This window comes from Streptococcus sp. 2021WUSS126, from assembly GCF_044427255.1.
Taxonomy (GTDB): Bacteria; Bacillota; Bacilli; order Lactobacillales; family Streptococcaceae; genus Streptococcus; species Streptococcus hashimotonensis.
In genome coordinates, this window is record NZ_JAOTGI010000011.1 from 13,692 (window position 1) to 34,107 (window position 20,416).

Annotated in this window: 13 protein-coding genes; 4 read left to right on the forward strand and 9 right to left on the reverse strand. The window is 39.8% G+C overall.

Annotated elements, in window-relative coordinates:
• Positions 1-31 precede the first annotated feature (31 nt).
• The 6 genes from ODU39_RS05845 to adhE all read right to left on the reverse strand — a co-directional run bounded on the left by ODU39_RS05845 (position 32) and on the right by adhE (position 12,449).
• The gene (locus tag ODU39_RS05845; protein WP_398580086.1) at positions 32-3,130 is read right to left on the reverse strand and encodes a type I restriction endonuclease subunit R; all 3,099 of its coding nucleotides are present in this window, start codon (positions 3,128-3,130) and stop codon (positions 32-34) included.
• A 53-nt stretch (positions 3,131-3,183) separates the two neighbouring features.
• Positions 3,184-4,509 (reverse strand): reverse transcriptase domain-containing protein, encoded by a 1,326-nt coding sequence (locus ODU39_RS05850; protein ID WP_136670757.1) that lies wholly within the window; start codon positions 4,507-4,509, stop codon positions 3,184-3,186.
• 405 nt (positions 4,510-4,914) lie between these two features.
• Positions 4,915-6,747: a restriction endonuclease subunit S gene (locus tag ODU39_RS05855; protein WP_398580085.1), complete on the reverse strand. Its 1,833-nt coding sequence runs from the start codon at positions 6,745-6,747 to the stop codon at positions 4,915-4,917.
• Positions 6,719-7,750: a virulence RhuM family protein gene (locus ODU39_RS05860; protein WP_398580084.1), complete on the reverse strand. Its 1,032-nt coding sequence runs from the start codon at positions 7,748-7,750 to the stop codon at positions 6,719-6,721. The genes ODU39_RS05855 and ODU39_RS05860 overlap by 29 nt, the downstream gene beginning before the upstream one ends.
• Complete coding sequence (locus ODU39_RS05865; protein WP_398580083.1) at positions 7,740-9,296, reverse strand: type I restriction-modification system subunit M; 1,557 nt, start codon at positions 9,294-9,296, stop codon at positions 7,740-7,742. The genes ODU39_RS05860 and ODU39_RS05865 overlap by 11 nt, the downstream gene beginning before the upstream one ends.
• Positions 9,297-9,797: 501 nt before the next feature.
• Complete coding sequence (adhE, locus tag ODU39_RS05870; RefSeq protein WP_015646397.1) at positions 9,798-12,449, reverse strand: bifunctional acetaldehyde-CoA/alcohol dehydrogenase; 2,652 nt, start codon at positions 12,447-12,449, stop codon at positions 9,798-9,800.
• Positions 12,450-12,901: 452 nt separating this feature from the next.
• Here adhE and adhP point away from each other — a divergent pair, with 452 nt between their 5' ends.
• Positions 12,902-13,927 (forward strand): alcohol dehydrogenase AdhP, encoded by a 1,026-nt coding sequence (gene adhP, locus ODU39_RS05875; RefSeq protein WP_398580082.1) that lies wholly within the window; start codon positions 12,902-12,904, stop codon positions 13,925-13,927.
• An 85-nt stretch (positions 13,928-14,012) separates the two neighbouring features.
• On the opposite strand, the gene hisS is transcribed toward adhP, so the two are convergent.
• A complete protein-coding gene (gene hisS, locus ODU39_RS05880) occupies positions 14,013-15,296 on the reverse strand; it encodes a histidine--tRNA ligase (RefSeq protein WP_105257117.1) in 1,284 nt (427 codons plus the stop codon).
• Positions 15,297-15,410: 114 nt separating this feature from the next.
• Positions 15,411-16,112, reverse strand: a complete 702-nt coding sequence (locus ODU39_RS05885) for a hypothetical protein (RefSeq protein WP_105257116.1) — start codon at positions 16,110-16,112, stop codon at positions 15,411-15,413.
• A gap of 281 nt (positions 16,113-16,393) precedes the next feature.
• Here ODU39_RS05885 and rpmF point away from each other — a divergent pair, with 281 nt between their 5' ends.
• The 3 genes from rpmF (at position 16,394) to ODU39_RS05900 (ending at position 17,763) form a co-directional block, all read left to right on the forward strand.
• Positions 16,394-16,576 (forward strand): 50S ribosomal protein L32, encoded by a 183-nt coding sequence (gene rpmF, locus ODU39_RS05890; protein WP_002937589.1) that lies wholly within the window; start codon positions 16,394-16,396, stop codon positions 16,574-16,576.
• Positions 16,577-16,591: 15 nt separating this feature from the next.
• A complete protein-coding gene (gene rpmG, locus ODU39_RS05895; protein WP_002262412.1) occupies positions 16,592-16,741 on the forward strand; it encodes a 50S ribosomal protein L33 in 150 nt (49 codons plus the stop codon).
• A 164-nt stretch (positions 16,742-16,905) separates the two neighbouring features.
• Entirely contained in the window at positions 16,906-17,763 is an 858-nt protein-coding gene (locus ODU39_RS05900; protein WP_398580081.1) for a DUF4238 domain-containing protein, read from the forward strand.
• A 448-nt stretch (positions 17,764-18,211) separates the two neighbouring features.
• Here the strand turns inward: ODU39_RS05900 and ODU39_RS05905 are convergent, their stop codons facing one another.
• Complete coding sequence (locus ODU39_RS05905) at positions 18,212-20,302, reverse strand: LPXTG cell wall anchor domain-containing protein (RefSeq protein WP_398580080.1); 2,091 nt, start codon at positions 20,300-20,302, stop codon at positions 18,212-18,214.
• Positions 20,303-20,416 lie beyond the last annotated feature (114 nt).

Here is a 20,416-nt window from a genome sequence, read left to right on the forward strand (position 1 = left end):
GCCAAGAAAACCGAACAGATGTCCGGTTTTCTTAGTCGATACTGCCACCAATCCCCTTAAATTTTTCAACCAAGGCACTAATTTTTTGGAAAACTGTCTGCTTCTTCGTATGATACTGAGGATTGAGGGGACTCATCTTTGGCAAGGTTTCATTGAGAGCATTCCCATTCTCGCTGGCATATTCCCTCCTCAAAGAAAGTTGAATATACCGCTTGGCACTCTCTTCATTCAAGCCTTCTTGCTGAATAAGCTCGGCAACTTCTTTTTTCTGTTCCTTCCGAGCAAAGAGGAAAAATTTTTCGATAATGTCCGTCTTATCCACAAAACTATCCAAATCACTTCGACGAATAAACTTCACAATCAAGTCTTCCTTGGCTCGATTACCAAGACTGGCACGAATTGTCCGTATGATTTCTTCTACCAAAGCATCCTTGTCCGATACTGTTTTATTGGTTTCAAAAATCAATTCTAAGATATAATCCAGATTGATCTCTTGTGATTTCAACAACTCAATCTCAAAGACCACCGAATCCCAGTCTACTGTTGATTTACTGTCTTGTTGGTTTTGGCGTTCTCGGGCATACCAATCTCTGATGTCATTGTAGGCGGAACGATAGTCCTGAATTTCCCGAACTGTCGGTATAGGAAGCTGAGCCAGCTCTTCCATCGTTTCAATCTCCATCTGGTATTTAGCTTGAAAAGCAGCTACTTCCTCAGGATTTTCAAAATCAACCATCTGAACAGCCTGCAAACGCACAAAGTCATCGTAGTTTTGGAGAATATTATCCAACTTCAAAAACTTCCCAAACAAATCTACAAAGGCTTTCTTATCACTTTCTTTGACAATCTCTCTTGGATCTGGAAAACGCTCCAGGAGCTCCTGAGCAACAGCCAAATAGCCTGCTTCTTGTTCACCAGCATCGACATAACCCTCCAAGTAATCTTTATAGGAGCGTTCCAACAAGACCTCTGCTGTTTCCGTTTTTCCAAAGAGCTTGATAGCATCTGTCGTCGCCTTCTCCAAATCTCGAAATGTTACGATATTGCCAAAAGACTTGGTCGCATCATAAATCCGATTGGTTCGTGAAAAAGCTTGGATAAGACCATGATAGCGGAGATTTTTATCTACAAATAAGGTATTCAAAGTAGGGGCATCAAAACCTGTCAAGAACATTCCCACTACAATCAATAAATCGACCTCACCCGTCTTCACTCGCTTGGCTAAGTCACGGTAATAATTCTGGAAATCATTGCCATTGATTGTGTAATTGGTTTGAAACAGCTGATTGTAATCATGCACGCAACGACTCAAAAATTCCTTACTGCTGAGGTCTGGTAAGTCAGTCGGAGTAAAATTCTCATCATCAATTTCTCCAATCGCAGCCTGGGTCTCATTAGCTGCAAAAGAGAAAATCGTCGCGATTTTTAGTGGTTTTTCTCGTCCTGCTTGCTGCTCCTGCAATTCCTGGTAATAGGCTTTGGCAGCTTCAACACTAGAAACGGCAAACATAGCATTAAAGCCTTTTCCTGACTGGCGATGTGTTTTTTGATTGAAATGCTCCAAGATATAGCTGGAAATTTCTGAGATGCGAGTTGGGTGTAAAAGAGCTTTCTTGGTCTCAGCAGCACTCAACTTTTCCAAATCCTGCTCTGTTTCATAGGCCTTGAATTGTGGACGGACATCATTGTAATCCACCATGAATTTCAAGACCTTCTGATCCCGTATGGCATCAGTAATAACGTAAGAATGGAGTTCTTTTCCAAAGACAGATTGAGTGGTTTCTGCACCTAAAGCATTCTCCACCTTAATCGGTGTCCCTGTAAAGCCAAATTGACAATATTTCTTGAATTTTTGCTTCAGGCGTTTTTGGGCCTCTCCAAACTGCGAGCGGTGACACTCATCAAAGATGAAAACCACTTGCTTGTCATAGATTTCGTGCTCCTGCTCTTTTGTCATGAAATGATTGAGCTTTTGAATGGTGGTCACCACAATTTTATTGTCATCTTTTTCAATATTTCGCTTGAGCCCTGCAGTACTGTTGGAGCCATTGACCGAATCTGGAGAGAACCGCTGGTACTCCTTCATGGTCTGATAGTCCAAGTCCTTGCGGTCCACCACGAAAAAGACCTTGTCCACTTCGGCCATCTCTGTCGCCAAGCGGGCTGCTTTAAAACTAGTCAAGGTCTTTCCAGATCCAGTCGTATGCCAGATATAGCCACCTGTTTCCGGTCCACTCTTGATTTTTGAAGCAATAGCAGAGCGAATTTTCCAGATAATCCTCTCAGTCGCCGCAATCTGATAAGGACGCATGATTAGCAGGGTATCACTGGTATCAAAAACGGAATAGTTAATCAAGACATTTAACAAGGTCTGCTTGCTTAAGAAAGTTGCCGTGAAATCCTTCAAATCCTTGATCGGATTATTATTCTTCAAGGCCCAATTCATAGTGAAATCAAAGGAATTCTTATTCCGCTTGGTCGTATTGGCAAAGTAGCGGGTGTCTGTCCCATTTGAAATAATAAAGAGTTGCAGGTACTTGAAGAGGGAATTTTCTTCGTTAAAACTTTCCTTGCTGTAGCGATGAACCTGGTTAAAAGCCTCCCGAATGGCAACTCCACGTTTTTTCAACTCAATCTGAACCAAGGGCAACCCATTGACCAAAAGGGTCACATCATACCGATTGGCACTCGTACCCGTCTGCTTCATCTGGTTAATGACCTGCAATTTATTTCGACTGATATTTTTCTTATCCCACAGGTAGATATTTTGAATATGCCCGTCATCAAAAATAAAGTCATAGACGTGATCATCATGAAGCTTACGCGTCCGATCAATCAAACTCTCGCTTGGTTTATTCAAATACTCATCCAAAAACCGTTGCCACTCCGCATCCGTGAAGCTAACACGATTGAGCATTTCCATCTGCGTCCGAAGATTCCCTAGCAATGCTTCAGGAGTGGTCAGGTAGTTCAGATACTCATAACCTTGCTGCTGCAAATCCGCAATCAGCTCCTTCTCCAAATCAGCTTCTGTCTGATAATGATTGGGCTGTACTGACTTCACATACTTGTCCAAAACGATGAAATTGTTGGATTCGATAATCGGGTCTGTTTGAATGAATTCGGACATATTTTCTCCTTCTATGTTCATTTCTAATCTCTATAGAACTTCTATATTTTGTACTATATCTTAGAATGTATTTTATATTTTAAGGCTTTTTCAATGATTTTTTTCCTGTTCTTAAGTTGTTCCATCATCAGATTATTAGTATTAGGAGATATTTTATCAAACACCCTCTGGGCTCTTTTTGCATAATCAATAAAGTTACTTCTATATCGTTCTGATTTTCCAAAATCAGTATAAAGAGAATATATTTTATGTCTATTGGGTAGCTTTTTAAGGGACTTTCTTCGCTTTATCACATAGGATTTTTGTATGAGCTTTTTTGCATCACGATAAAATTTGCCAATACTTTTCTCTCTGATTTTGACATCAATTCCATTAAATGTAAAACCTAAATAATCTATTTGACTAGCCTTGAACTGGATAACATCTTGTACTTCCCTTTGACGAAACAGTCTACACTTTAGCTTTTCTTTCTGGATACTAATTTCATTGAGACTAGATAACATTTCTATTCTTTTTAGAATAGTGTCTTTAAAATCATTAATTGTAGATTTATCATCTATTTTCAATGGTAAAACCAATATAAAATCATCAGAGTATCTTTGATAAAAACCATTGTATTGAATTGCTATGCTATTCATCTCTATATCAAAGTCAACTGCATAAACATTAGCCAAAACTCCACTAATGGGACTACCTTGAGGGATACCAAATAATTTTTTATTATACTGAATTTTATGAACTTTTCTATAATTTCTAAACTCTTGAAGATTATGGAAATAGGCTCCCTTCTCCCCAGTCGTCTCTCGCTCTAATATCTCCTTAGATAAGTAACCAAATTTTGTAATTGACTTAAAAACATTGTACCAATCTTCAGAAAGGCAATCCACTTTTAGCACCCTCGCTAGACGTTTTTTCAGCAAAAAATGATTTAATGTATCGAAGTAACTTTCAAAATCCCCAATAACTATGAGACTAGCTTCACACTCAACGATTTTTGATATCGCCTTTGCCGCAAAATGTATATTTGATTGTGATGGCTTATTTATCCTATAAGCGACGGATAAATCGTCGATATTGTTTTCTCCCGACCAGATATCATATTTTTCATTCAACATATCGCTATAGTAACGATAAATATAACTATCCAAATGTCCAGCATAATAAATAGAACGTTTCTTTTCCTTTACAATACCTTTAGTTTCTCCATCCGCAAGTTGTTTTATATATTTTTTTATTACAAGATCATAATGAATAAACGGCAAAAAACTATGTCTTGCTACACATAAGGGGTTCAGGACATAGTTTTTTACTTTATCAAAAGAGATTTTCCTATCAATATGTTTATATTGTTTAGTATTATATGTACGGGTTTTAGGCATATAGTTATAAAACAAAAGGAGCAATATGAGTCTTTAGGTCGGTGTTCCTAAGTTACTGACATCATATTGCACACTTCTTTTCTTAAGCACCGAGTAAAAAATTCAAATCTATGGTTAACGTTAGTTGAATATTAATGTCAAAGATGTATTGTGACATAATTATTCCTCCTATGGCAGTGGATGCTTGATGTATGAACCACGAGATATTTGTTGGAAGAGGTTGCAACCTCTGAACGTTCAGAGAAACAGTTGCAACATTCTTGTTTCCATATTGTTCACCGGCAGATGAAATCTGAGAACGAGCGTGAATGTATCTCAACAAGAATAGTATACCACAAATCGTGATAAAATCTCTTTTACTATAAGCACTTTCTTATAGGCATCTATAATTATAACAAAATGTAATTAGGAAATCAAATTAAATAATTTATTCGACCAATACTCATATTGCTTCTGACGCAGTTCAATTTCCTTTGGCAAACCTTGAGAAATCGAAGTTGTTAACTCATCGAATTTGTCGAGAATAGCAACGATACGTTTTTGAGTTGAGAGAGAGGGTAAGTTGATAATGAATTTCTCCATATCTTTAGCATTGATACGAATAACTTTTGTTCCTGTGACTTTTTTCTCTTTTTGTCCTTGAAAGTGAATGGACTTAAAGAAGTAATTCAAAAATCTTGAGTGTTGAGTAGTTTTCGCTATATAAGCATCTCCCGAAATCCCTACTTCTTCATTCCCTTCCCAAACAACTGCCTTGCCAACATCTTCAACATTTTCGGAAGTTGTCGCCATGACAATATCCCTTGGCTGAGCTTTCTTTAATTTAGCAAAGACACTTTGGTCGGTGAAAGAAATTGTCTTATCCGTCGAAAAGCCATAGCGAGTGTAAATCTGACCGTAATGAATAACGGGGTAACCCTCTTCTGTAAAATCTTTCTTCTGAAGGCCATTTCCACGAGTAAAGGTGCAGATTGCCCCCAACTCTACCCGTATAGTTCCAAAGACCCACTGCAAGAGGCGAATTAGGTCGGACGCTCCCCGCTCACTGTCCACTGTCCACTGTCCAGGATACACGCCTTCGGCGGTGAATGTCAAGAGTTTTTCTCTAAAATATTCATACTGTTTTTGGCGTAGCTCAATCTCCTTGGGCAGTCCGATATTGAGATCGTTACAAACTGCATCAAAGTTGTCAAGGACCTCGACGATGCGAGATTGAGCTTTCTTACTTGGCACTGGTAGTTTATATTGTTCTACTAAACTATTTGAAATCGCTGGATAACTAGCTCCACTTTGATTTTCTTCAACAAAGTTATTAAAAGCATTAGAGCCCAAAATATGATATATATAATTGGGCAGAACCTCATCAGAGGCTCTAAATACATAAAAACCCGTGCTACAAATTTGATTATCAAATTCGAGAGGGATTTTAGCATATCTCCTCAATGTTGGTCGTGTGGTCCCAAAAATAATATCATTTTCTTTAACAATTTTTTGAGCTCGACTCGGTGCAGTATACTTAGTAATTTCTGTTGTTTCCGTAATCTTTTTACTATCCCTATCAACAGATGAGAGATCAATATAAGAAAAACATTGTTCTCCATGACTTTTCCAAGAAATATTTTCTGTTGGAAGCCCCACCTCCCCCAAAGTCTTCCACTCAACTTGATAAACCTCATCTTCAAAAGAGAGGAGTTTATCACGATAAAAAGAGTATTGCTTTTGGCGGTCGGCCAATTCTGCGGTTAATTCTGTAACATATTCCGTGAATTTGTCAAGTATTTTCACAATTTTTTCTTGAATTTTTAGGGGAGGTAACGGAAGAGGCATTTTTGTGATTTTATCACTTTTTAAAGCTGGAATACCTGCACCATGTTGGAAATCCATTAAATAAGATTGTTTCATTTTTAAAAAGTGGTACAAATATCTATTATTAACTCGTGTAATATCTGGCAATAAATAATAGCAATGTGCATTTGCCCAAAAATTCGTTGTCACAAAGTTAACAAATCCTGCCGAAGCTCCTCCCTGGCTTATAATTATTGTGTTCTCCGTTACATTATAGCTATCCGTTCTACCAGAATAGGTCTTTCCCCCATTATAAGCAGGATACTGACCGTCATCAACTAAGAAAGTCTTATTTAATTGTTTTCCCTTATTAACAACACACACTTCCCCCAACTCTTTCCACTCCACCCCATTAGGGCAGAGTTCAGCTATCATTTCTTCTATTTTGGTCATTTTTTCTCTCCCTCTTGAGCTGTTTTTCTAGGTGTTTGATGTGGGCTAGGTAATCTTTTTCGACTTGACTGAGGGTCTTGGCTTTATATTTTCGGTACTCTTGACTGACTTTTTCCGTCATCTGCTCGCGGGATATGGTTCCTGCATGGGTCAGGAGGTCCTCACCCGTTGCCTGTAATATCCGATCTACGTGCTGAATCCAGTCTGCCATGGTCATGACAATCTGACGTTGGGCCTGCCTCTCGGCAAAATCTAAATACCCCGATACCAACTGATTGAGACCTTGCAACTCTTGCTCGGTCAGATAATTTTTGGCAACTGTAGCCTCCGACAAAGTTGGCAACTCACCCTTGAAGGTTGTTAAGCCCATAAATTCCTTCTCACTATCTACTCTAGTGTAAATCAGTTCACTTGCGGTATGGTGATGAATGGCGTAATGCAACTTATTCTGCACCGTTGCAAAAAATTGCTGGGCTTCACTACTTCTTGCATTATAGTCACTTGAGGTCGCAAACAAGTCTAAAATCTGACGATAAAACACTTTTTCGCTTGAACGAATATCTCGAATACGGTCAAGGAGTTCCTTGAAATAAGACCCGCCGCCCAAATTTTTCAAACGGTCGTCGTCCATAGCAAAGCCTTTGATCAAGTACTCTTTTAAAACCGTTGAAGCGTAGTTCCGAAATTGTACCCCACGAGGTGACCGTACTCGGTAGCCAATAGCCAGTATCATATCCAGATTGTAGTAAGCAGTTTTTCGGCTCTGGGTTTTGCCTGCCATTGCCCCGTGTTGAGTGGTTGTCAACTGGTAGTTGACAACCACTTTTTCATCAAGTTCTCCGTCCTCAAAAATAGCCTTAATATGCTTGCTGATATTCTGCTTGGAAGTCTGAAAAAGTTCCGCTAACTCCAACTGGGTCAGCCAGACTGTTCCATTGTCCAGATGAAGTTCGATTGATGCATTGCCGTCATCTGTTGTGTAGATGATGATATCATTGGTCATGACTCAACTCCTCCACAATCTTATCAATTTCAGCACGCAGACGGTCAATATTTTTCACAGTTTCAGCGATATCTTTGTTCAACTGAACGATGTCAATCTTCTCTCGCGTATCTTCCTTTTCTACATAGGTTGAAACAGACAGGTTGTAATCATTTTCGACAATCTTCTCATGTGATGCAACTGAAACAAAGTATTCCTTATCTTCTCCCTTGTCAAATCCATCTAAAATAGTCTGTATATTGTCTTCGGTTAAGATGTTATTATTGGTTTCTTTTTTAAATTCCCGACTGGCATCGATAAAAAGTGTATCTGTCGTATTCTTATTTTTAGCCAAAACAAGAATACAGGTGGCAATAGAGGTTCCAAAAAAGAGATTGTCTGGTAGCTGAATAACAGCCTCCACAAAGTTTCCGTCTACCAAATACTTCCGGATTTTTTGCTCCGCACCTCCGCGATAAAAAATACCAGGGAAGGTCACGATGGCTGCTCTGCCTTTTGACGAAAGATAGGAAAGACTGTGCATGATGAAGGCAAAGTCAGCCTTGGACTTTGGAGCCAAAATCCCAGCTGGTGCAAAACGATCATCATTGATTAAAGTTGGATCATCGCTACCAATCCACTTGATAGAATACGGTGGGTTGGACACGATGGCATCAAAAGGCTTATCGTTACCGTGTTTGGGGTCCAGCAGGGTATTGCCACGCTCAATGCTAAATTTATCATAGTTAATGTTGTGAAGAAACATATTCATCCGAGCCAGGTTATAGGTAGTCATATTGATTTCCTGCCCATAAAACCCATCTTCAATAATGTGCTTGGTAAACTGCTTCTTGGCCTGAAGCAAGAGAGAGCCTGAACCACACGCAGGGTCGTAGATTTTGTTAATCTTATTCTTCTCATCTTTCCCCAGCATGACAATCTTAGCCAGTAACTTGGACACGCTTTGAGGGGTGAAAAATTCCCCGCCTGACTTACCAGCATTCGAGGCATAGTTTGAAATCAAGAACTCATAAGCATCACCAAATAGGTCAATTTTGTTGTCCTCGAAATCCCCAAAATCAAGATTGGCAATCTCTTCTAAAATATCCACCAAACGCTGATTTCTTTCCGCAACGGAATTGCCCAGACGGTTACTCCGCGTGTCAACATCATCAAAGAGGCCCTTGATATCATGCTCACTGTCATAGCCAACCGCACTATCCTCAATGGCATCAAAAATCTTCCTCAACTCCGTGTTGAGATTTTCGTTACCTCTAGCCTGTTTCACCACATTTGAAAATAACTGCGACGGATAGATAAAATATCCCTTGGTTTTGACTGCATCATCCTTGATGACATCTGTAATCTGCCCCTCTGGAAAATTAGCATAATCTACATCTGGATCTCCACCCTCGATGTAATTTTTAAAATTCTCACTGATAGAACGGTAGAACAGAATTCCCAAGACGTACTGTTTGAAATCCCAACCATCTACTGCTCCTCGTACCTTATCTGCAATCGCCCATATTTTCCGGTGAAGTTCCTGTCTTTGTGCTTGCTCTGACATCATCATTACCTCAATTTACTAAAAACTAGTATTAGTATACCATTTTTTCAATTGCTAGAGAACCCTGTCCCTATGGATATTTTCTCCCCCAACATACAACACAACTTCAAACGCATAAATTACCAATATAGACTAGTAAAGTCAGATTTCGCAATGACCTTTACCTTATCAACATTTATTAATCAACTATTCATGCACAAAAACACCAACCTACTCACGTAAGCTGGTGTTGAGAAAGTTTTGGAGGCTAGTCCAATTGTTTATACAAGGATTATTAAGAAATGATTTGTTAACAAACACTTGCATATGCATTTTGAAATCAGTTTTTCCTAAGAGAGTATAGGCGGCGAAGGCGAAGCTAAACCATCAAGGAATGATTTTCTAAACGAGACAAGGCGAACGACCGAAATAATTCTAGTCCTAAGTCTTTCTAGGCAGATTGACGAAGGTAGAACTGAAGTTCACCAAGGAAATCTAACGACAAAAGACGACGGAATAGGATTATTTCAAACGACCTGGACGTTCTTTGTAACCGTAGTAGGCGTCTTCGATGATTTCTTGCATGTGGTCAACCATTGCTAGACGTGGGTTAGCTGGTGTACATTGGTCTTCGTAGGCAAGAAGAGCCAATTCGCGAGAGTGTTCTTTGAGTTCTTTCTCGTCGATACCTTGTGCTTTCAAGTTCATTTGGATACCGATGCGTTCACCGAGGTCGTAAACTGCTTGTGCGTATGCAGCAACAGCTTCTTCTGGTGTTGAACATGGCAAGCCTAGAAGACGAGCGATGTCTTGGTATTTTTCATCTGCTTTATAGTAGTTGTACTTAGGCCATGTAGCTGTCTTAGCTGGACGAGTACCGTTGTAGCGGATAACGTATGGAAGCAAGATAGCGTTTGTACGACCGTGAACAGTATGGAAACGTCCACCAATCTTATGAGCCATTGAGTGAGAAATACCTAGGAATGCGTTGGCGAAGGCCATACCTGCCATAGTTGATGCGTTGTGCATTTTCTCACGTGATACAAAGTCAGCATTCTTCACTGAGCTTTCAAGGTTTTCAAATACTAGCTTGATAGCTTGAAGTGCTAAACCATCTGTAAAGTCGTTTGCTACTGTTGAAACGTATGCTTCTGTAGCGTGAGTCAATACGTCCATACCAGTATCTGCTGTAACGTGTGCAGGTACTGTCAATACGAGTGCTGGGTCAACGATTGCCACAGTTGGTGTCAATGAGTAGTCAGCGATTGGGTATTTACGGTTGTTTGCTTTATCAGAGATTACGGCAAACGGTGTTACTTCTGAACCTGTACCTGATGTAGTTGGAATCGCGATAAACTTAGATTTTTTACCAAGTTCTGGGAACTTGAAGGCACGTTTACGGATGTCCATGAATTTTTGAACTAGGTCATGGAAATCAACTGTTGGTTGTTCGTAGAAGAGCCACATAACTTTGGCAGCATCCATTGGTGAACCACCACCGAGTGCGATGATTGTATCTGGTTTGAAGGTACGCATCAATTCTGTACCTTTATAAACTGTTGTGATATCTGGATCTGGCTCAACGTCTGAGAAGATTTGGTAAACAACTTTATTACGACGAAGGTCCAATTGTTCGATGATACGATCTAGGAATCCAAGTTCTACCATGGCACGGTCTGTAACGATCATGACACGTTCAACGTCACGACATTTTTGGAGATATTGGATAGAATCACGTTCGAAGTATGTTTTAGAAGGAACTTTAAACCATTGCATATTATTTCTACGTCTTCCTACTTTCTTGATATTGAGCAAGTTCATAGCACTTACGTTGTCACTGATTGAGTTGCGTCCGTAAGAACCACAACCAAGTGTCAATGATGGCAAGAATGCGTTGTAAACATCACCGATACCACCGAAAGTAGATGGAGAGTTCCAAATAACACGGATAGCACGTACGATTGTACCAAACTCTTTCGCCAATTCTGCGTCTTCCGTATGAATAGCCGCAGAGTGACCGAGACCGTGGAATTCAACCATTTGGCGAGCTGCTTCAAGACCTTCTGCACGACCATCAACTTTCAAGACGGCAATAACAGGTGACAATTTCTCACGAGTCAATGGCTCTTTTTCACCGATTTCAGCAACCTCAGCTGCCAAGATGTTTGTTCCTTCTGGTACTGAGAAGCCAGCCTGCTCAGCAATCCATGCAGCTGGGCGACCAACGATGTCCGCATTCAATTTGCCTTCTGCACAGTTTTTGCTGTTAGCTTTCACACCGAAGCAGTATTCTTCAAGAAGAGCTTTTTCTTTCTTATTAACGAAGTAAGTTTTGTAAGATTTGAATTCTGCTACAAACTCATCGTAAACTTCTTTATCAATGATAACTGCTTGTTCTGACGCACAGACCATACCGTTGTCAAATGACTTAGACATCACGATGTCATGTGCTGCCTGACGGATGTTTGCTGATTTTTCAACATAGGCTGGAACGTTACCAGCACCTACACCAAGGGCAGGTTTACCACAAGAGTAAGCTGCACGCACCATTGCGTTACCACCAGTTGCAAGGATTGTTGCAATACCATCATGTTTCATCAACTCAGACGTTGCTTCCATAGATGGTTTTGTTACCCACTGGATACAGTTTTCAGGGGCACCAGCTGCCACAGCTGCTTCATAGACAACACGAGCTGCATGAGCAGAAGATTCTTGTGCAGATGGGTGGAAGGCAAAGACAATTGGATTACGTGTCTTCAAGGCAATCAATGATTTAAAGATTGCTGTAGAAGTTGGGTTTGTTGTTGGTGTGATACCACAAACAACACCAACCGGCTCAGCAATCAAAGTCAAACCTGTCACTTCATCTTCTTCGATAACACCAACAGTTTTCGTGTGGCGCATGTTATTGACAACGTGCTCACAGGCAAACAAGTTCTTAGTAGCCTTGTCTTCGAATACACCACGCTTGGTTTCTTCAAAGGCGTGCATTGCCAATTCACCGTGTTTATCAAGGGCTGCAACCGAAGCTTTCGCTACAATATAGTCTACTTCTTCTTGACCGAGTTTACGGAACTCATCAAGAGCAACCAAACCTTTTTGAACAAGCTCATCGACGTGCTTGCGCGCTTCTACCAACTTTTCTTCTGGTGATACTACTTTTTTATCAGCCATTGTATTCCTCCAAATATACTCGCTAACCATTTGTTAACTTTTTCACAATGTTATTCTACTATTTTTTATTTTATTTGTAAAGAGAAATTGTTAATTTTTTCACATTTTTTCTGTTTTGTTATAGAAAACGCTTACTTTTTCTCGTTTTCAGAAAACGTTCAGATTTGTTTCTGCTTTGTTTGGTCAAAAAATACATAAAGTAAGACAAATCTTTATCATTTATTCTTTCTCTAACATTTACGATACTAGTTTATCAAGAAAACGCTTCCAAGTAAATAGATTTTTTTGAAAATATTGTAGTAATTACGTGATAATTTTCAATTTTACATTCATTTGTCCCTTCTTTTCTACTCTTGCATTTTTGTCTACATTGTGATATTCTTAACAATATAAAACAACTATATTAACACATCCAAAAATGTACATAAAATATTAAAACAGGAGGTCTGCTTATGAAAGCAGTCGTTGTAAATCCAGAATCTACTGGTGTTGTCGTTGTCGATAAGGAACTTCGTCCACTCGAAGCTGGTGAGGCTTTGGTCCAAATTGAGTACTGTGGTGTTTGTCACACTGACCTCCACGTTGCCAATGGTGATTTTGGTAAGGTTCCTGGTCGCGTGCTTGGTCACGAAGGAATCGGTATTGTTACAGAAATCGCACCTGGTGTTACCAGTCTAAAAGTCGGTGACCGTGTCAGCGTTGCTTGGTTCTTCCAAGGCTGTGGCATGTGTGAATATTGTACAACCGGTCGCGAAACTCTCTGCCGTACCGTAAAAAATGCCGGCTACTCTGTTGACGGTGGTATGGCTGAGCAATGTATTGTAACAGCGGACTATGCAGTAAAAGTTCCAGAAGGTCTTGATCCAGCTCAAGCAAGTTCTATCACTTGTGCTGGCGTTACTTGCTACAAAGCGATTAAAGAAGCTCACTTGGAACCAGGTCAATGGATTGCTATCTATGGTGCTGGTGGACTCGGAAACCTTGCTGTACAATACGCTAAAAAAGTCTTCAACGCTCATGTTATCGCCGTAGACATCAATAATGATAAATTGGAACTCGCCAAAGAAGTTGGTGCAGATGTGACGATCAACGGCCTTGAAGTAGAAGATGTTTCTGGTTATATTAAAGAAATTACTGGTGGCGGCGTACACTCTACTGTTGTAACAGCTGTTTCCAAAGTAGCCTTCAACCAAGCTATTGACAGTGTTCGTGCTGGTGGATATGTAGTAGCTGTAGGACTTCCATCTGAATACATGGACCTCAGTATCGTGAAGACTGTGCTAGACGGTATCAAAGTGGTCGGCTCACTAGTTGGTACTCGTAAAGACCTAGAAGAAGCCTTCCACTTCGGTGCTATGGGACTAGTTGTTCCAGTCGTTCAAAAACGTCCTGTCGAAGATGCCGAAGCAGTCTTCAATGAAATGGTTGCTGGCACTATCCAAGGTCGTATGGTCTTAGACTTCTGCCACTCACACTAATTCATTCTCCACTATTTTCAAGAAGTGATTATCCAATCGCTTCTTTTTTATGGCTTCTAAAACCACAAAAAAGAAGCAGCCTAGACTACTGCTTCTCCAATTCTTCTAAAATACTTGTAAAATCTGTTTTGAGTGCTTCCAAGCTTGTTTCAACTTGACTTCTTGTCTGGTTATTTTTCACCACAACCTGTCCAGATTCAATTTCGCTGCCACCAAGTGTGATAATGGCCTTAGCTCCAAAGACATCTGCTGACTTAAACTGGGCCTTGAGCTTGCGGTCCAGATAGTCACGTTCTGCACGGAAACCTTGCTTGCGGATGGCTTGAACCAACTCGAGCGCTCCGCCATTGGCCTCCTGACCTAAAACAGCGATGTATACATCTAACTGGGTGTCGAGAGGAAGTTCAATGCCTTGCTTTTCAAGGACGAGGATGAGGCGTTCAATCCCCATACCAAAGCCGAAGGCTGGTGTTTCTGGTCCACCGAAATAGGACACCAAACCATCATAACGACCGCCGGCACAGATGGTCAGGTCGTTGCCACCTACCTCGGTCATAAACTCGAAAATAGTATGGTTATAGTAGTCCAAACCACGCACCATGTTGGTGTCGATCACATAAGTGATACCTAAGCTGTCCAGCATGGACTTGACTGCCTCGAAGTGAGCAGTACTTTCTTCATCTAGATAGTCCAAGATGGACGGTGCATTTTCCACTGCGACCTTGTCTTCTTTTTCCTTGGAATCCAACACACGCAAAGGATTTTCTTCTAGACGGCGCTGGCTATCCTTGGAAAGCTGGTCCTTGAGCGGCGTCAGATAGTCAATCAAGGCCTGGCGATAAGCGGCACGGCTCTCTGGATTGCCCAGACTGTTGAGGTGGAGGCGGATGTCCTTGATTCCCAACTCTTCAAAGAAGTGATAGGCCATAGCAATGGTTTCTACGTCTGTCGCTGGGTTATTGGAACCAAAGCACTCCACACCAATCTGGTGGAACTGACGGAGACGACCTGCCTGCGGACGCTCATAGCGGAACATTGGACCCATGTAATAGAACTTAGCTGGCTTTTGCACTTCTGGAGCAAAGAGCTTGTTTTCTACATAAGAACGAACAACCGGTGCCGTCCCTTCTGGACGGAGGGTGATATGACGCTCTCCCTTATCATAGAAATCGTACATCTCCTTGGTCACAATGTCTGTCGTATCGCCAACCGAACGGCTGATCACCTCATAATGCTCGAAAATCGGTGTGCGAATCTCAGCGTAATTGTACTGTTTGAAAATGCTGCGGGTAAAGTTTTCCACATACTGCCATTTGGCAGAATCCTGCGGTAGTAAATCCTGTGTTCCCTTTGGTTTTTGTAGTTTCATGGACTTTCTCATTTCTCTAAATATTGCCCTTTATTTTATCATATTTTGGTCTTTTTTGGAAATGGCAGAGCAGATAAAAAGCCATGTCTACTGACATGACCTTGTTTAAAAGAACTATTTCTTATCCACAATTTGGAAATTCAAGTCGGCCACTTCAATCTCAACCTCAAGTTTTTCTTCTGAATTCAGATTGAGGAGGTTTTCTAAGGCTGTTTCTGCAAAGGCCGCCACTTTTTCCTGGCGTTTTGTGTCATTCAATACTTCCTCACTTGTCTTGTAAATAGCTTCTTGGGATTTATCATTTAGAAATTCCTGTGCCTTTTGTCCAGAGGTGAAAGCATCCACTGCCTTATCTATAAGACCATTGCTATTGTTGCTGATTTTGATTGCTCCATGTTGCTGAGAATCAACTTCGACAAGAACAGGTTTCTTGAAGGTTAAGGTATTGTTTTGAATCTGAACATCTGACTGATCAATTCCCTCTAAAACCAGCTTAAACTCAGTCTGCACAGGAATATCAACAGACATTTCACGTCCAACAAAGAGCTTGGTAATAGGCTCAGTCCAGTCTGGCCAATCTTTTAATTTATTGTTTTCAAAGGTCTGGTTGGCAGTCGTATCCACCTCGGCACCTGCTACAACCAGCTTACTTTCCGCTTCAAACTTCTTAATGACAAACTCATATTGAACCTTATGGGTTCCCTGGAACCAAGCAAAGATACTATTTCTGAACCAGAAGACTCCTAGACCAACAACCAGTAGCAAGACCAAAAGGCTAGCCAACTTTTTCGCGAAAAACTTCCCAACTGTTTTCATACAGTTCTCCTTATATTTATTAAATAATTGGAACTCGTCCTATAACCATTATATATATATATATATATGCTGTCAAGTATTTTTTGCATTTTTTGAACATTTTAGCAAACTCACTTTGAGAAGTTAGGAAATAAAAATCTGACAAATTTTTTCAAAAAATCTGTCAAGTAACTTTACTTTACAAAAAACTTTTGTTATACTGTTAAAGTTGACGAAAGTCATACGCACTATTTTAGATTTAAAAAGGGCTTGACCCTGACATTTAATGGAGGAAAAAAGAAATGGCAGTACCTGCACGTCGCACTTCAAAAGCGAAGAAAAACAAACGTCGTACTCACTATAAAGTAGCAGCTCCAACTGTGAAATTTGATGAAACTACTGGAGATTACTCACGTTCACACCGTGTATCTTTGAAAGGATACTACAAAGGACGTAAAATCGCTAAGGCTGCTTCAGCTGAATAATAGAAGGGAGATACCATGCGCGTAAATATTACACTTGAACACAAAGAATCTGGTGAGCGTTTGTACCTTACTTCAAAAAACAAACGTAACACTCCAGACCGTCTTCAATTGAAAAAATACTCACCAAAATTGCGTAAACACGTGATTTTCACTGAGGTGAAATAAGACAACATACAGAAAGCCTATGAAATCAACGTTTCAAAGGCTTTTTCTTTTGTTTTTGACAAAATAACTGAATTTTAACTGATTAAAATTGTCTCACACCATATATGGTTAAGTTTTGATATAATTATTGTAAAATGACTAAATTGAAGGAAGCCTAGGTTTAGATGACAAATAAATTGATAACAAAGAAACAACATTACTATCCAAGATGTCTATTAAAACATTTTTCTGATGAACAAAACAAAGTAAATGTATATATTCGACAAGCACACAAATTATCAAAAATGAATTACGAAAGCATCTGTTCATCAAAATATTCGTATGAAAGTGAGGATATTATAGATAATGTTTTAGAAAATAAACTTTGCACCTATGAATCAAAAACGGGAGCAATCATTGATTATATCTTAAAAAATATGAATGCAGAAGATTTTATCGTTACAAAGGAACAACAGGAATTCTTATACCTATACCTGTGGTTACAATACTTAAGAACTGATGCTGGTAGAATCAATTTTGTTACAATGTATGAAAATATGCCTTTCTATAATCCTAGAACCTCACCTATCGAGTTAGAAGAAATACAAGCTAATAGAGTTAAGATTTTGAAGTTTAACAAATTATTTAAACAAGAAAAAGTTTTAGAAACTTACTTGAAAAACTTTGAAAAACCTGAAACAATGAATTTTCATATTGCAATTAGTGAAGAGAATCTATTAACCAGTGACAATCCAGTAATAGGTACCGATAAATGGAAACGAATTATTTTACCTATATGTCCATTTTTCTGTATTGAATTTATTGATAGTTCAATTGATAACGCTAAAACAATGTTTATCAGGTTAACTCCAGATAATATCAAATACTTAAATGAAGCAACCATCAATACCGCAAATTACTTCGTTATTTCAAATGAACCCTTTACTATACCTCAGAATACTTACTTATATAACCGATTTAAAAATAAGAATTGGACATTCGGTAGACCCCATTTTAATATACAAGACTTGAAAAAACCTTGAAATCAGCAGTTCAAAGGCTTTTTTCTTTTGTTTTTGACAAAATAACTGAATTTTAACTGATTAAAATATATCAAATAATTATTTCTGCTAAATCTAGCATAGCCTGTTCAATCTTATGTTTTCCTTTTTGTATTACATGAAGATAAATTTTCTCTATCTCCTTACTATCCTCAGAATGTCCTACAAATTCTCGAATAACATTCAAACTAGTATTGATAAAACAAAATATAAAACCAACTCCTTCATATCATTGCAAGCGATAAATTTCAATCTTGTCTTTGTGTCTTGACCTTACAAGAAAAGCACCTCAAAAATTAGATTTCACCTCTAACTTTTGGGGTGCAGTTCAGATTTTGGAATGTTTTCTATTTACAACTGTTCTAAATTTTCTTAGTCCATGATAGATAAGCCTTATTGACGTTCCAGAAACTTTAGTATTAGCGTAAAATCATTCCTCTTCTCTTTGCCTGTGTTGTTTGAAAAGATACAAACTTGATGCAAGGGTAGCTAGAGCACCACCTAGCCATACTAGGGTGTTACTCGTTTCACCCGTATTTGGTAAAGTCTCTTTTTGTATTCCTACCTTTGGAGCCGGTGAAAATCCAGATTCCGTTTTCTTAACTTCGGATTGAAACACCTCCGGATGGATAATATTGGGTTTATTAACCTCAGGTTGACCCTTTTTTGGTTGGATTCCGGTGGATTTCTCAACATCTGGGTGCGCAACTTCCGGAGATTTCGGCGTCGGAAGCATGACTTTCGGAGTCTCAGCTTCTGGGGCTTTTGGGGTCGGAAGTATGACTTTCGGTGGCTCAACCTCTGGAACTTTTGGGGTTGGTGGTAATACTTCTGGTCGTTCAGTTTCAGGAGATTTTGGTAACTCAATCTCAGGAGCATCTGTATCAGGCTGCTCAACTTTTGGCGTCTTAACCTCTGGAACCTTAGGTGCTGGGGGAGTTACTTTTGGTGGTACAACTTCTGGGGATTGTGGTGTCGGAAGCATGACTTTCGGAACCTCAACCTCCGGAGTTTTTGGTGGCAGAGGCGCCTCTTTGGGCGTCTTAACTTCTGGAACTTTGGGTGCTGGAGGCATTACTTTTGGTGGCACAGTTTCCGGACCCTTAGGAGCAGGAAGGTGAACTTCTGGAACCTTAGGTTTTGGCTGCTCAACTTTCGGTGTCTCAGCTTCTGGAACTTTTGGGGTCGGAAGCATGACTTTCGGTGGCGCAACCTCTGGAACCTTCGGTGTCGGAAGCATGACTTTCGGAACCTCAACCTCCGGAGTTTTTGGTGGCAGAGGCGCCTCTTTGGGCGTCTTAACTTCTGGAACTTTGGGTGCTGGAAGCATTACTTTTGGTGGCACAGTTTCCGGATCCTTAGGAGCAGGCAGTTGAACCTCAGGGTCCTTTGGTTTTGGTTGCTCAACTTTTGGAACATCTGCCTTTGGTACATCTATATCCGGAGTCCTATCTCCCCGCGGTTCAGGAATCCTGTCGCTTTCTGGAGATGAATCAGGTCTTGGGACAGATCCGATAATAGTAATCCCTTCATTATTCGGCTTAGCACTTTCCGATACCTTTAATCTCAAACCAGCAGCAGAAGTAATCTCATCTCTGGAGAAAAATATTCGCTCTTTAAAATTCTTCACCACAGCTAAAACCGGGAAAGTCTGCATTTCTCGATTTGTCACCCGTGCCGTCAGTTCATATGTCGCTTTTTCTTTAACAACGGAATCTCGCTGTACTTGTAGAAAATAGATGCTGGAACTTTCTTCCTTCCATTTTTCTAACTCTCCTCCTACACGTCCAACAGACCAACCCCACTGACTTTCAAAACTACGCTCATCATTATTAGCATTTTTTTCTCTACTGAAAAAGCGATACGGCTGCCCTCCAGAATTTGCCTCACTATTGACATCCTTAGGGAACTTATTGAAAATATCTTCTCTAGATTGGCTATCAATAATATTGGTTAATTGTAAGCCTTTTGGAAGAATAAAGTAATAGCCGCTCCCCTCGCCTTTAAAAACCCAATTTTTTCTATCAAAAGTTACTTTCCACTTAATTTCGTTATTATCTGCCGATATTTTTTCTATAGATACTGCATTCCTAATCTGTTCACCTTGATGAGTGTCAAATCTATAATAATTCGATTCTTGAATTAGTTTCTCTTCGGCTTGTTGAATATTTGAATCTGCCGTTGAAACTTCCGCCTCTGACACATTTAATGATTGAGATGGTGTATCCGGATCCGTCGCTACCTGCGCAGCACTTTCTTCTCTCGTAGAATCGCTAGAAACTAGTTTTTCTTCTGGAGCCTGTTTATCACCCTCTTCTGACATAGGTAACTGGTTATCCGTAGGTGAAATTCCATCAACTGCGGCAGCAGTTTGATTTTCTGAGCTAACCGTAGCAGATTCAGTAGGTATTTCTTGAAGATTGCCTGTTTCTGCGCTTACAGATGGTACGTGACATATTAGAAAACCACCTAGTACAGCTGTACTAAGCAATAGATTTGTCACAACTTTTTGTTTGCTCATAATGTGCTCCTTTACTCTATTTACTTCAATTTTTCACCAATAGACTAAGAACCTGTATTTACAGTTTAGCACTCCCATCTAAGGCTTTTTTAAAGCTACTCATCGTTCGTTTTT